Source organism: Marinomonas sp. TI.3.20, from assembly GCF_038155025.1.
Classification (GTDB): domain Bacteria; phylum Pseudomonadota; class Gammaproteobacteria; order Pseudomonadales; family Marinomonadaceae; genus Marinomonas; species Marinomonas flavescens.
Window position 1 is genome coordinate 51,656 of record NZ_JBAKAS010000017.1, and the last position, 14,001, is coordinate 65,656.

The 14,001-nt window shown below is 42.7% G+C and carries 16 protein-coding genes; 12 read left to right on the plus strand and 4 right to left on the minus strand.

The window, feature by feature from the left end; genetic code table 11:
• Positions 1-149 precede the first annotated feature (149 nt).
• The 5 genes from V6259_RS15690 to V6259_RS15710 all read left to right on the plus strand — a co-directional run bounded on the left by V6259_RS15690 (position 150) and on the right by V6259_RS15710 (position 4,375).
• Positions 150-1,169 (plus strand): GlxA family transcriptional regulator, encoded by a 1,020-nt coding sequence (locus V6259_RS15690; protein ID WP_133011875.1) that lies wholly within the window; start codon positions 150-152, stop codon positions 1,167-1,169.
• Between the two features lie 133 nt (positions 1,170-1,302).
• A complete protein-coding gene (locus tag V6259_RS15695) occupies positions 1,303-2,070 on the plus strand; it encodes an ABC transporter ATP-binding protein (RefSeq protein ID WP_341585366.1) in 768 nt (255 codons plus the stop codon).
• Positions 2,071-2,136: 66 nt separating this feature from the next.
• Entirely contained in the window at positions 2,137-2,892 is a 756-nt protein-coding gene (locus tag V6259_RS15700; protein WP_133011824.1) for a transporter substrate-binding domain-containing protein, read from the plus strand.
• Positions 2,893-2,971: 79 nt separating this feature from the next.
• Positions 2,972-3,661 (plus strand): ABC transporter permease, encoded by a 690-nt coding sequence (locus V6259_RS15705; protein ID WP_341585367.1) that lies wholly within the window; start codon positions 2,972-2,974, stop codon positions 3,659-3,661.
• Between the two features lie 3 nt (positions 3,662-3,664).
• Positions 3,665-4,375 carry an ABC transporter permease gene (locus tag V6259_RS15710; protein ID WP_341585368.1) on the plus strand — a complete coding sequence of 237 codons (711 nt, stop codon included), beginning with the start codon at positions 3,665-3,667 and terminating at the stop codon, positions 4,373-4,375.
• 152 nt (positions 4,376-4,527) lie between these two features.
• Here the strand turns inward: V6259_RS15710 and V6259_RS15715 are convergent, their stop codons facing one another.
• Entirely contained in the window at positions 4,528-4,866 is a 339-nt protein-coding gene (locus V6259_RS15715) for a P-II family nitrogen regulator (protein ID WP_133011821.1), read from the minus strand.
• 128 nt (positions 4,867-4,994) lie between these two features.
• Here V6259_RS15715 and V6259_RS15720 point away from each other — a divergent pair, with 128 nt between their 5' ends.
• Positions 4,995-5,366 (plus strand): hypothetical protein, encoded by a 372-nt coding sequence (locus V6259_RS15720; RefSeq protein WP_341585369.1) that lies wholly within the window; start codon positions 4,995-4,997, stop codon positions 5,364-5,366.
• 94 nt (positions 5,367-5,460) lie between these two features.
• Here the strand turns inward: V6259_RS15720 and hemE are convergent, their stop codons facing one another.
• The 3 genes from hemE to V6259_RS15735 all read right to left on the minus strand — a co-directional run bounded on the left by hemE (position 5,461) and on the right by V6259_RS15735 (position 8,020).
• Positions 5,461-6,567: a uroporphyrinogen decarboxylase gene (gene hemE, locus V6259_RS15725; RefSeq protein WP_341585370.1), complete on the minus strand. Its 1,107-nt coding sequence runs from the start codon at positions 6,565-6,567 to the stop codon at positions 5,461-5,463.
• A gap of 150 nt (positions 6,568-6,717) precedes the next feature.
• Positions 6,718-7,527, minus strand: coding sequence for a DUF2927 domain-containing protein (locus tag V6259_RS15730; protein ID WP_341585371.1), 810 nt, complete (start codon positions 7,525-7,527; stop codon positions 6,718-6,720).
• Entirely contained in the window at positions 7,484-8,020 is a 537-nt protein-coding gene (locus V6259_RS15735) for an NUDIX hydrolase (protein ID WP_341585372.1), read from the minus strand. The genes V6259_RS15730 and V6259_RS15735 overlap by 44 nt, the downstream gene beginning before the upstream one ends.
• Before the next feature lie 222 nt (positions 8,021-8,242).
• Here V6259_RS15735 and astE point away from each other — a divergent pair, with 222 nt between their 5' ends.
• The 6 genes from astE to kdsB all read left to right on the plus strand — a co-directional run bounded on the left by astE (position 8,243) and on the right by kdsB (position 13,822).
• Positions 8,243-9,274: a succinylglutamate desuccinylase gene (gene astE, locus V6259_RS15740; protein ID WP_341585373.1), complete on the plus strand. Its 1,032-nt coding sequence runs from the start codon at positions 8,243-8,245 to the stop codon at positions 9,272-9,274.
• A 107-nt stretch (positions 9,275-9,381) separates the two neighbouring features.
• Positions 9,382-10,377: a zinc ABC transporter substrate-binding protein ZnuA gene (znuA, locus tag V6259_RS15745; protein WP_341585374.1), complete on the plus strand. Its 996-nt coding sequence runs from the start codon at positions 9,382-9,384 to the stop codon at positions 10,375-10,377.
• Positions 10,378-10,527: 150 nt separating this feature from the next.
• Complete coding sequence (locus V6259_RS15750) at positions 10,528-11,538, plus strand: KpsF/GutQ family sugar-phosphate isomerase (RefSeq protein ID WP_341585375.1); 1,011 nt, start codon at positions 10,528-10,530, stop codon at positions 11,536-11,538.
• 68 nt (positions 11,539-11,606) lie between these two features.
• Entirely contained in the window at positions 11,607-12,464 is an 858-nt protein-coding gene (kdsA, locus tag V6259_RS15755) for a 3-deoxy-8-phosphooctulonate synthase (RefSeq protein ID WP_341585376.1), read from the plus strand.
• 3 nt (positions 12,465-12,467) lie between these two features.
• Entirely contained in the window at positions 12,468-13,052 is a 585-nt protein-coding gene (locus tag V6259_RS15760; RefSeq protein WP_341585377.1) for a KdsC family phosphatase, read from the plus strand.
• Positions 13,049-13,822, plus strand: a complete 774-nt coding sequence (gene kdsB / locus V6259_RS15765) for a 3-deoxy-manno-octulosonate cytidylyltransferase (protein ID WP_341585378.1) — start codon at positions 13,049-13,051, stop codon at positions 13,820-13,822. The genes V6259_RS15760 and kdsB overlap by 4 nt, the downstream gene beginning before the upstream one ends.
• Positions 13,823-14,001 lie beyond the last annotated feature (179 nt).

The following is a 14,001-nucleotide window of genomic DNA, read 5'->3' on the forward strand; positions in this document are numbered from 1 at the left end:
GTTCTCTTATTTGAATGTTTTTAATAAATAGAGCTTGATTCAAACAGGAAAACCCTTTGTTATCCATTTTAAACGAAATAAACTTCTTTTTTACTCACTGATCGCAGGATAATAATTTGTACAAGAGTGAATTTGCATCGAGAGAAATCATGCAGGCGAGTAAAAAACCACAAAAATACGGTTTTTTGCTGCTACCCAACTATTCAATGCTAGGTTTTTCTTCCGCTATAGAAACTTTGCATATGGCAAATTGGGTAACAGGAAAAGACTTATATCGTTTCTGTACGATTGGTCATGGAGGGAGTGAAATCCTCTCAAATACAGGCGTTACAACGCATACTGACTACCTAACAGTGGACACACCTAAGGATCTGGATGCTATTTTTGTGTGTGGTGCCTCACCTGTGACACAAAACGAAAGTCAAACTTTAGAAAATTGGTTGAAAAAGCAAGCGCAAAAGCAGATTCACCTTGGTGGGCTTTGCACCGGAAGCTACTTATTGGCCAAAGCTGGGCTGTTAAATGGTTACCGCGCGACCATACATTGGTGGAATATTGCCAATTTACGCGATGAGTTTCCCGATACGATTGTATCGAGCCATCTTTTTGAAGTTGATCGTGACCGGTTTACTTGCAGTGGCGGAACGGCAGCGATGGATATGATGCTGTTTCTAATTGGCAAACAGCATGGCATGACGTTGGCAAGTACGATATCTGAGCAGTTTGTTTGCGAGCGAATTCGGACCCACGATGACCCTCAGCGAATTCCATTGCAGGCTCGTATTGGAACAGGCCAGCCAAAATTGGTTGAAGCCGTGCAATTAATGGAAGCGAATATTCGAGAGCCTTTATCTTCTGATGATATTGCTTATCATGTGGGTGTCTCTCGACGTCATTTAGAACGGTTATTCAAACAGAATTTGAGCGCAGTGCCCTCTCGATACTATTTAGAGCTACGACTACAGCATGCAAAACAAATGCTAGTGCAGACGGATAAGTCGATTACAGAGATTGGATCAGAGTGCGGATTTACCACCGCGCCCCATTTTAGTACAACGTATAAAAGCTTTTTTGGGTTGTCTCCAAGGGCTGAAAGAAAGAATTTGCAAATTAAGGTGAGTCAACCTGATCAAACCGACAGGAAAAAAAGACAATTGTGGAAAAAATAATTTAAAATATGTTCAATGGGTTGTTTTGAGCTACGAATGATTTTTTTTCGTGCTCATCGGAAAACTGGAACAGTATTTGAATGTGCTATTTTCGTACTTGAAAATAAAAACGATATATAAAAAGGTAATAAACATGTCGAAAGTCCCAGCTCTAGAGCTAATAGACATTCATAAGACGTTTGGTAATGTAGAAGTGCTTAAGGGTATTTCACTTAAAGCCTATGACGGTGATGTTATTTCTATTCTTGGATCAAGTGGCTCAGGAAAAAGTACATTTTTGCGTTGCATCAATATGCTGGAAAATCCAACTCAAGGAGAGATCATTTTTAATGGCGAATCTTTGAAGTTGACTCCTGGTGGAACCGACTTGGTTCCTGGGGATATGAAGCAACTGACGAAAATGCGTCAACAAATTGGTTTTGTTTTCCAAAGTTTTAACTTGTGGCCACACATGACTATTTTGCAAAATGTCATGGAAGGTCCAGCTCATGTGCTTAAGCGTCCACGACGTGAAGTGATTGAATACGCGGAGCATCTACTGGATAAAGTAGGCATCGCAGATAAAAAAGACATGTATCCAAACCAATTGTCTGGTGGTCAGCAGCAGCGTGTTGCGATTGCTAGAACACTGGCGATGGACCCGCAAGTCATTTTGTTTGATGAACCTACTTCGGCGCTTGATCCAGAATTGGTTGGCGAGGTGTTAGGTGTTATGCGTAAATTAGCTGATGAAGGCAGAACCATGCTAATCGTAACTCACGAGATGAATTTTGCTCGAGAGGTATCCAGCGAGGTGGTGTTTCTTCATCAGGGTGTGGTTGAAGAAAAAGGCATACCAAGTAAAGTCTTTGGATCTCCAGATTCAGAGCGATGCAAAGCGTTCATATCAAGTGTGTTTTAGAAAAAAGACTAAGCAGCTGTTTGGTCGCAGAAATGAAAAAAATAATTATTCACTAAGGAATCTTTCATGAAATTAAAAACTATTATAATCGGGTCGGCTCTTTTTGTTGGTGCTGCACTAACAGGTGTTTCTGCTCAAGCAGCAGAAAAAATTCGTTTTGCGACAGAAGGGGCTTGGGCACCTTTCAACTACATTGATTCCGCTGGCAAGCCACAAGGTTTTGATGTCGATATTGCTCATGCATTGTGTAAGCAAATGAAAGCAGATTGTGAAGTGGTTACTCAGGATTGGGATGGTCTTATTCCTGGTCTGAAAGTACGTAAATTCGATGCTATTATCGCGTCTATGTCCATCACGCCTGATCGTGAGAAAGTCGTTGATTTCACAAACAAATACTACTCTGGCGGTTTGCGTTTCTTAGGTCGCACTGGAGAAAAATTTGATCTTAAGAATTTAGACGGCAAAACGATTGGTGCACAGCGTGCAACACTTGCCGCGCAATATTTGGAAGATCACTACACGGGCAAAGCAAAACTTAAGTTTTATGACAACCAAGACAATGTTTACCTAGATCTAGTATCTGGCCGTCTTGATATCGTATTGTCTGACGAACTGCCTACTTACAACTGGTTGAAAACATCAGGCAACGGCAAAAAATTCGATTTTAAAGGCGCTGCCTTCATGAAAAATGACAAAATCGGTATTGCTGTTCGTAAAGGCGATAAGTTAAAAGATAAGTTAAATGAAGCACTAAAAGAAATTTTAGCGAACGGTACTTACCAAAAAATCAACGCTAAATACTTCCCATTTTCTATCTACTAAACAATAGAAAATCGACATACCCTTTGGCTCTGTTACTGAGTCAAAGGGATTGTTTTCTGCTTAATTCTGAGAAAAAAATATGATTGATCTTCATGGATTCGGTCATCAGCTGTTACAAGGCGCATTGGTCACGGTAGAGCTTGCTCTTGCTTCTTTAGTTGTTGGTCTTGTGCTTGGTTTATTAGGCGCCGCCGCTAAGTTATCGTCAATAAAACCGCTACAGTGGATTGCGAATATCTATACGACCTTGATTCGGGGTATTCCGGAATTATTGACAGTATTGATTATTTATTTTGGTGCTACGTCCGTATTAATGGCGATTGCCAGTGTGTTTGGTTACGACAAATATATTGAAATAGGTCCGTTTGCTGCCGGTGTAACGGCGCTAGGATTGACGTTCGGTGCTTACGCGACAGAAGTGTTTCGTGGTGCTCTGCAGTCTATTCCTAAAGGACAGAATGAAGCAGCCGTCGCATTAGGGATGGGGCCAGCTCGTAAGTTTTATCGAATAATTTTACCGCAGGTTTGGCGGATTGCTTTACCAGGTTTAGGTAATTTATTTTTAGTATTGCTAAAAGATACAGCATTGGTGTCTATCGTTGGTCTAGAAGACATTATGCGTAAGGCTAATATTGCAGTGAGCAGCACTAAGCAGGCTTTTTTGTTCTATCTAGTGGCTGCTTTTATGTATCTGGCATTGACCGTGGTTTCTATGGTTGTGGTTTCTTATTTGGAAAAGCGCGCACGTCGTGGCTTAACAAGAGGGTAGACGATGGATTTCTCAGTAATTGTAGAATACTTCCCTCGTTTATTAGAAGGGGCTTGGGTTAGCTTACAATTGGTTATCTTGTCGATTGTACTAGGCGGAGCTTTAGCATTACCGGTAGCGTTAGCACGCATTTCTCCTGTGCTATGGATACGCGCGGTACCATTTGCTTATATCTTCTTTTTTCGCGGTACGCCGTTGTTGGTACAGATTTTCTTAGTTTATTATGGCGCGTCACAATTTGATGCCGTTCGCGATAGTTTTCTATGGCCAATTTTGCGAGAGCCATTTTGGTGCGCAATTATTGCCTTTACCTTAAATACTTCTGCTTACACTGCGGAGATATTTCGTGGTGCTATTCAGGCGATTCCACAGGGTGAGGTGGAAGCGTGTAAAGTGGTTGGTATGAGCAAAGTACAAATGTACCGTCGTGTACTTTTACCACGTGCATTTGGCATAGTGTTGCCTGCTTACGGTAATGAAATTATCTTGATGTTAAAAGGCAGTGCCTTGGCCAGTACCATCACGATTCTGGATCTGACCGGTATGGCGCGAACCATTATTGCTAGAACGTATACGCCAATGGAAATATTTCTAGCAGCGGGGGTTATTTATCTAGCGATTAGCATTGTTATTATTGCTATTTTCCGTCAGATAGAAAAACGTCAAAATCGCTATTTGGGAACAGTATCTATTAAGGTGCCAGATAAAGGTTAATCCACTACGTGGACGGATCAGTATCAAAATGGTGGTGTGAGCTGTTTTACCAAACGCCACCATAAAAAAAGAGGCTCAGCCTCTTTTTTTATGGTGATTTGCATTGTGCTTTTTTGTTCAGACAATACTTTTAGGGCTAAACAGCGAGACGCTTAGATCGCATCGGCACCTGTTTCACCGGTACGGATGCGGATAATTTGTTCGAGATCGGTAACAAAGATCTTACCATCGCCAATTTTTCCTGAGTTTGCGCTGTGTTGGATTGCTTCAATAGCACGTTCCATTTGATCAAGATCAACAGCAAGTTCGAGTTTCACTTTTGGAAGAAAGTCGACAACATACTCTGCACCTCGGTATAGCTCAGTGTGACCGCGTTGGCGACCAAACCCTTTTACTTCAGTGACGGTAATACCACTAATACCTATTTCAGATAACGCTTCGCGTACTTCATCTAATTTAAAAGGCTTAATAATGGCGGTGATTAACTTCATTGTTTTTTCTCCATACAAGTAAATATGCATTGTTTAAGTAAAAGTAACACTCTCGTGTAAAACTGGCTACTGACGAATTCGTTATGGTCTATATTAGTTGTCCCACTGATGGATCGTTGAGGTGTAATATGCAAAATAATGACTCTTTTCTTGTCTTCAAGTCTGAAATAGAAGGATTTATGGCACGCTTAATCCAGAGTTTGCAGAAAGTGGCCAAGATGCATTTTATTAGAACCTCAGTGCCGCAGAATTTAATGAGTTTCTCTGTTCAAAACAGCAGCATGAATCTTCAGCTTAGATTTGTTGTGATCGGCCAAGGAAAGGACATGACACTAGGTCGATTGTCTTGGTTAGACCAAAGAGGCTATGACCATGTTTGTTGTTATGTAAATGATGGCTTTAAATGTATGAAACGTACAGAAAATGGTGTTTGGCGTGAGCAAAATAAACGCGTAGACGAAGCCTGTACGCATCGTTTATTAGCTATCAAAGCCGCTTAACGCAAGATCGTAGAATAAAAAAGGCGCCTGCTTTAATCACTATTAAAGCAGGCGCCTTTTTCTGTGCTAGCAAAATCACATCGTCAAATTGACGTTATGAATCCAAGTCATTTAATGAGTCTAGGTCATCGAATTTTTGTTCGTGGTATTTTACGCTAAGTTCGTGAACTGCATCGATCATGTATTTAGGTTGATCAGGGTCTACAAATTGATGAATACCATGGCCCAGATTGAAGACATGCCCGGTGCCATGACCAAACCCTTCTAATACCGTTGCTACTTCTCTTTCGATAATGGCTTTATCCGCATAAAGCACACATGGGTCCATGTTGCCTTGAAGTGCGACCTTATCGCCAATACGTGCACGAGCTTCAGCTATGTCGGTAGTCCAGTCTAGGCCGATAGCATCAGGCCCAGTAGCGGCAATGTTTTCTAGCCATTGTCCGCCGTTCTTGGTGAATACAATGACTGGGATTTGTTGACCTTCATGATTACGGATTAGACCATCCATAATTTGTTTCATATACATCAGTGAAAATTGTTGGTACATAGGGCCGCTTAGTACGCCACCCCAAGTGTCAAAAATTTGAACCGCTTGAGCGCCAGCAAGAATCTGGCCGTTAAGATAGGCCGTAACAGATTGAGCAAGCTTATCTAATAATGCGTGAAGGACTTCTGGAGACTGGTACATCATCGCTTTGATATGGCGGAAATCTTTACTTGAACCGCCTTCAATCATATAGGTTGCGAGAGTCCATGGGCTACCAGAGAAGCCAATTAACGGTACGCGACCATTTAGGGCATGACGAATTGTCGTGACGGCTTTCATCACGTAATCTAAATCGTTAGCCGTGGTGATAGGCAGGGCGTCAACGTCTGCTTTTGAACGAATGGTATGCTTGAATTTTGGGCCTTCACCGGTTTCAAAGTACAGACCTAAGCCCATAGCATCAGGAATGGTTAGAATGTCTGAAAACAGGATGGCAGCATCTAGCTCATAACGTTCAAGTGGCTGAAGTGTTACTTCGCAGGCGAAAGCATCATTTTTACATAGGCTCAAAAAATCGCCAGCGTGTGCACGACTTGCTCGATACTCTGGTAAATAGCGACCTGCTTGACGCATCATCCATACTGGCGTTACATCAACAGGCTGCTTGAGTAGGGCACGCAAGAAGCGATCATTTTTGAGCTCAGGAAACATTCAGACTCTCCGATTAGTTCTTTGGTGAGGGTATTTTACCTAACTTGCTTAGTAAAAGTAGATTCAATAAATACAATTTATGGGAAGTTATATAAAAAAGACTGAGAAGTTGATTTATCTCATACTTTCTTGCGATGGTCTAACGTCCGATTAGTCTCCTACATAGCTCCGTAAACTGTCAATTTGTACGCGACTGGCTGCATTGTCAATATCGCCGGAAGCGTGTAAGTCTTTGAGCACCTTGGGAAAGGCGGCTTTGGCTTGTTTTACTGTCATCCCAGGTCTGAGGTGAGGCGAATAAAGCGCCTTTAGTAAAATATAATCTAATGGGCTTAAATAAGTATCGATACTGACGTCATTAAACACAGAAGGAAATACATCGTTTGAATCGTTAGGTAAGCCCAGTGTTTGGGTGATTTCTTCAACGACGCAATCAAGCAAACGTGCTTTTTCTCTTGCGAAATCTACAGGAATGATAATAACCGCCCGAGTTATTTCGGAGCGCTTATTGATACGAAAGTTACCCAAACAAACGGCTTCATTTAGCGCTTTACGGATTTTCTCTGGATCACCAATATAGGTTCGAACCTTATCTTCTATGGTGTTATAAGAGGTAAATATTATTAAAATCCCAGCGTCTTTTGCGTAGGGTGTAAAGCTGATAGGCATGCCTGAAATATGGGCAAGATGCTGCATCTGTATGGTGAGTAGGTTGCGTTGAAGTTGAGCATCGCCCATATCGCTTTTGAAAAATACCTTAATGGGCTTTTCCCAGCGAATGAGTTTGGGGTGTTTGGACTCTTTATACTCGCGCTCCAGTGCTATTTTGATAAAACTCTGTTGTATATAAGCGTCTGTCTGCCAACGTTCTTGAGCAACCGCTTTGCCGGATAAAAGCAAAGCGACAAGCATAATATTAGGCAGGATCGCTTGGCAGCGGTTGAGTAAGTTTGTTTGCATAGTGTCGTAAGGCATCCAAAGAGTCTGGTGTGAAAAGCAAATTGTCAGGGTTCTCTAGTATGTTATTTATACTCATTTCGTGGATAGATGCCACTTCTTTAGCTTGAAGTTTGAGTTCACCATCACGCTTTTCATCATAGCAACAGGTATAAATTTTCCCCCAAATTCTAAAGCTTTCTCCTTCAGTAAAAAAAATCCCTTGAGAAGTAAGTGGCAAGTCTATGCCGAGCTCTTCTTCCAGTTCTCGGTGAGCAGATTCAATATAAGATTCACCACTATCGACAACCCCCCCGGTCGAGACGCCATAGTAACCGGGGCAAAAAGCCTTGTTGTCAGTACGTTTTTGGACGATTAAATGACCACTTTTGTTAAATACTAAGATGTAGGTGACTCGGTGATAATCTTCTCCAAATTTCATCAAGCGGCGAGGAATTTCTCCAATGACAGTATTGTGTTTATCCACTAAAGTGATGATTTCGTCGGTGGTGGGCATAAGGGTCTCGGAATGTAAAAGGGTGCGTCAGACAAAGGGTATCGGCATTTTTAATGAAAGAAAAGGATTGCTGCTCGAGTCTGCTGTCTAAAAGTCGACCTTAACTTTTCTTTCAGGCCTTTTGGGTATCTGAGAAAGGGATACTAACGAGTAAAAAAGGTATGATAGAGCAGCCTAATTTTTTTTATTTAGATATTCAAGACTCTTCAATAAGCCGTTTTAATGGAAACTATGATGATCCCTGATAATGATTTTCTTGCCCTGACTCTAAAAAATCCTACTGCCCTTGCTCCTTTTGAGGTGGCTTTTTCCAGCGGCGTTGGTTTTATTGAGGAAACAGGTGTTTTAAGATTGGAGCCTAAGCAAAAGTCCGACATTAATCTCGTATTATCCGTGGGCATTCATGGCAACGAAACAGGCCCTATTGAGCTGGTTAATCAATTGGTGAAAGCCATTTTGGAAGATCGTCTTGTTTTGAATGTTCGTCTTTTAATGATTATTGGCAACCCTGTTTCAGCCAACATTGCTGAGCGTTTCTGTGATGTGAACTTAAATCGATTGTTTAGCGGAGCATGGCGCAACCATGAGGGTATTGAAGTACCCAGAGCTCAGCGATTAGAGCAAGCGGTAACGAGTTTTTTCAATGACAGCCCTAAAGAAAGCCAGCGTCTTCATTATGATCTGCATACCGCTATTCGCGGCTCTGAGTACGAAAAATTTGTCGTATATCCTTTTATTGGTGACGCGGCATACGATAAAGAGCAGTTGGCGTTTTTGGCAGCATCAGGCATTGATGCGGTGTTGTTATCGCACCAGCCTACGACCACATTTTCGTATTACTCCTCAGCCATACATGGTGCTCATGGGTTCACGGTTGAACTAGGCAAAGTATATCCTTTTGGTGAAAACGATTTGTCTCGTTTTGATGAGATTAAACGCACTCTGACATCACTTATCAGTAATGGTTTTTTTCAATCAGACGTGGTTCAGTTAGACAATCACCCAATGAAATTGTTTGTCGTACAGGACGCCCTGTTGAAAGACCATGAAGATTATCAACTGACTATTTCTGACGACGTTAAAAACTTTACCGAGTTTGAGCAAGGTTATGAATTAGCGCATTCTTCTAAAAGTCAGTATTTGGTTAAAGCGACGGGTGATGCGATCATTTTCCCTAATGCCAATGTGCCGATTGGCCAGCGTGCCGGTTTGGTAGTGCGCCCAATTACCTTAAATTCTTTGCAACTTAAGTAGCGTGAGTGGGTTTAATCTTTAAATAACTTTGTTAAACCTACTTGAAACTAGCTCGGTAATTTTGTAATGTTACGTTATAACATTTATTTAAGAGTGATTTAACAACAATGAATAAGCTTCTGGTTGCCTTGAGTGTGTCTGTATTGTCTCCGGTTTTGTTTGCTAAACCTACGATAGTTACCAGTATTAAACCGGTATCTATGGTGGTTGCTGCTATTGCTGGTGATCGTGCCAATATAGAGCAAATTGTTTCTAGTACTGCTTCTCCCCATGACTTTGCGTTACGTCCTTCTGACCTTAGAAAAATCAACCAAGCTGATACTGTCGTTTGGGTGGGTGAATCTTTGGAACGTTTCTTAGAGAAACCATTAGAAAATGCGGGGAAAGAAAAATCGTCGATTGAATGGTTGGCGTTAAAAGGCATGACCTTACAAGAATTTGATAAAGGTCATGAAGAAGAACATCACGAAGAGCACGTAGGTCATGATGAACATGCAGACCATGATGATCATGCAGATCACGAAGAGCATCATGACGGAGATATGGACCATGATGAACATGCCAGTCACGAAGAAGGGCATCATCATGAAGGCGTCAATCCTCATGTTTGGTTATCACCAAACAATGCCAAAGTTCTTGCTGAAGCAGTAACAAAACGATTAGTCGCTCTAGACTCAGCAAACGCTAGCTATTATCAACAAAACCTCGTTACCTTTGAAAAAGGGTTAGCGAAAAAAGATGCAGAAATTAAAGCCTCTTTAGCGTCTGTTAAAAATGTACCTTATATCGTATTCCATGATGGTTACGGCTACTTTGAGCAGCACTATGGCTTAGACCATGTTGGGGAAGTCACAGTGAGCCCAGAGCGTAAACCTGGCGCGAAAAAAGTGGCCGAACTGCGTGACATGATCAATGAGCACAAGGTGCAATGTGTTTTTAGTGAGCCGCAATTTAGTCCTGCTATCGTCAAAACATTGTTAGAAGGCACTAAGGTTAAATCGGTTCCTTTAGACCCATTAGGAACAGACATAGTGATGAATCGTGGTGCTTATCTGGCCTTTTTGACAGAAATTAGCGGCCAGTTCATGAGCTGTCTTCGTTAAGCGGTTACGACATCATAACGCAACCTTAATACACCAATAGCGTAATCATGCGCTAAGTCACCACAGAGTGAGCGGGAAAGTTCGCTCTGTGGTAGGCGACCTGCTTCGACCTCTGTATAATCATTTAACTTAATTATTCAGAGATGTCTTATGAGCGATCCATCTTCTACTAGTCCATCTTTTATCAAAGCTTCTTTAGAGCCTAAAAGTATTCACTCTGATACCCTTATCGAGAGTGCTCATCGGACCTTATCAATACAAGCTCAAGCCCTAGCCAGCCTAGCGAATCAAGTGACGGAAGAGTTTGCTAAAGCCGTTCGCATGATCTTGTCTAGTAAAGGTCGAACGGTCATTTGTGGAATGGGTAAGTCTGGTTTAATCGGCAAGAAGATCGCCGCCACCTTAGCTTCTACAGGCACTCCAAGTTTTTTTCTTCATCCCGGCGAAGCGTTTCATGGCGACCTTGGCATGATTCAACCACAAGACACCTTGGTATTAATTAGCTATTCAGGTGAAACCGAAGAGTTGATGCGTTTATTGCCATCATTAAAAAGCTTCGGTAATCCCAGTATTGCGATTGTAGGAAATACCCATTCTACCTTAGCGAAGCATTGTGATTGTGTCTTAGATATTTCCATCGACCGTGAAGTTTGTCCCAATAATTTAGCACCTACCACTTCAACCACAATGACCACCGCCATGGGCGATGCGTTGGCAGTTGCGTTAATGGAATGCCGAGATTTTCAGCCACAAGATTTTGCGCGTTTTCACCCCGGTGGCAGCTTAGGTCGTAAGTTACTGACCCGAGTTAAAGATCTTATGCACAGTGATAATCTACCTGTGTGTGAACCTGATACTACGTTAAAAGAGGCGATTTCAGTAATGACCCATGGTCGTATGGGGGTGGTGTTGATACAGGAACAAGGTCATCTTCTGGGTATTTTTACCGATGGCGATTTACGCCGCGCCATGCTCAAAGACAGTGCGGGTATGATTGATAAAAAAATGTCTGAATTGATGACGCCACACCCCAAAACGATCAATGAAAACATCATGATCGTACAAGCAGAAGAGCAAATGTTGCGTGATAAAATCACCTTGCTGGTGGTCACGAACGACGAAAATGCTCTGACCGGTATTCTAGAAATTTACGATCGATAAAAGCTATTTTATTTGTTGCTCCCGTTTAAAGAGGAGCGCATGAACCAAACTATAAACTGGAGCGACTAATGTCACACGGAAATAAAATTATTAAAATTGGCGCGAATATCGAAGTCGCAAACCACCTTCCTTTTGTACTTTTTAGTGGTGTGAACGTATTAGAGTCCCGTGACTTGGCAATGAAAGTGGCGGAAGAGCACGTTAAAGTGACCGGCGCATTGGGCATTCCTTATGTGTTTAAAGGCTCTTTTGATAAAGCGAATCGCTCTTCTATCAACTCTTTTCGTGGCCCAGGCCTAGAAGAAGGGTTGAAGATCCTACAAGAAATTAAAGACACCTTTGGTGTGCCAGTGATTACCGATGTTCATGAAGAACACCAGTGTGCTGCTGTTGCAGAAGTAGCTGACGTAATCCAATTACCCGCCTTTCTTTCTCGTCAAACTGATCTTGTAGTAGCGATGGCCAAAACGGGTGCGGTTATTAACATCAAGAAAGCACAATTTCTAGCGCCGCACGAAATGAAACATATTTTGACCAAGTGTGAAGAAGCCGGTAACAGCAATCTTATGCTGTGTGAGCGTGGCACCATGATGGGTTACAACAACTTGGTGGTGGACATGTTGGGCTTTGGCGAAATGAAGAAATTCGAATACCCAGTGATGTTTGACGTAACGCATTCTTTGCAGCGCCCCGGTGGCCGTTCTGATTCGGCCGATGGTCGTCGTGCGCAAGTGACTGAATTGGCACGAGCGGGCATGTCTCTTGGTTTATCCAGTTTATTCTTAGAAACGCATCCTGATCCTGATAACGCAAAATGCGATGGTCCATGTGCCTTGCCATTAGGCAAATTGGCGCCGTTCTTAAAGCAAATGAAACAGCTTGATGAATTGGTTAAAACATTTGAAACGCTAGATACGAGCGCCTAACCAATGGATGTGGATTTTCTTGCGTCTTACCCATCGTTATTAGAAGCAAAAGCCCTTAAAGAAAAGCTATCAGCCTTGAAGCTAGTTGTGTTTGATGTGGATGGCGTTTTAACGGATGGTGGTCTGCTTTACTCCGCTCAAGGGGAAGAAGTTAAGCGTTTTAATGTCAAAGACGGGGTAGCGATGAAGTTGCTACCCAAGTGGGGCGTTACCGTGGCGGTGATTACCGCCAAAGATTCTGCACCTTTGCGCAAACGCATGGAAGATTTGGGGGTAGAGCATTTTTATCCGGGTTGTCATGATAAAGCCGCCGCCTTTGATGAGCTGGTTGAAACGCTTCAATTAACTCCAGAGCAAAGCGCGTATGTGGGTGATGATGTGATAGACCTGCAAGTGATGCCCAAAGTTGGGGTGTCTTTTTGTCCAAGCGATGCCCATGTTTTAGTACAGCGTCATTGTCACTTTATATTGAATAAAGCCGCAGGGCAGGGCGTTGCTCGTGAAGTTGCCGATGTGATTTTAGCCTTCCGTATGGCATTAGAAGACGCTTATGCACTGGCACAAAAACCGGAGTTCGAGAAAAAATGAGTGTATCCTTGCCTGATTTCCACATCGTTATTCCTGCTCGCTATGCGTCTCAGCGTTTTCCGCAGAAGCTCATGGCAGATTTAGGTGGTAAGCCTGTTTTGCAGTGGGTTTATGAGCTGGCGTTAAAAGCCGGTGCAAAATCTGTCACTGTCGCGACCGATCATGAGGTAATTGCACAAGCCGCAAAAACCTTTGGCGCGCCCGTCGTAATGACCCGTGATGACCATGAAAATGGCACTGAGCGTCTAGCGGAAGTCGCGTCTACTATGGGTTGGCAGCAAGATGAAATCATCGTGAATGTACAAGGTGATGAGCCGTTTCTGCCAGTTGCCCTTATCCATGCGACTGTCAAAGCATTGGCCGATGACGCTGACTCTGAAATGGCGACCATTGCTTGTTTGATTGATGACGTAGAGGAATTGTTTAATCCTAACGTCGTCAAAGTGGTGTGTGATGAAAAGCAGCGAGCGCTGTATTTCAGTCGCGCGGCAATACCATGGGATCGCACTGGTTTCATGGACAAAACGCAACCGCAGTCGCTTCCTGCTGACTTCCCAGCGCTACGCCATATTGGCTTGTATGTTTACCGTGCGAGTCTGTTGGCAAAATACGCCACCTTGCCAATGTCGCCATTGGAAAAGTGGGAAAAGCTAGAGCAGCTTAGGTTTCTACACCAAGGCATTAACGTTCAGGTTGCGAAAGCAGATGGATTGCCGCCGCACGGTGTGGATACAGAAGAAGATCTAGAGGCATTGCGTCGCCTGCTTTGATTCTTGCTTAACATTCGTTAATGTAATGACTTAAAAGCCGTTTAACGTACCCGTTACACGGTTTTTTTGTGGAAAATTATCACTGTCAGTTTTTAGTCAGTTGATGTTCGTCTTTTCTTCTATATTATGAATTGAAGGTGATCTACTTTACCTCTTTTGTACACTCCCTAAAGGAAGAA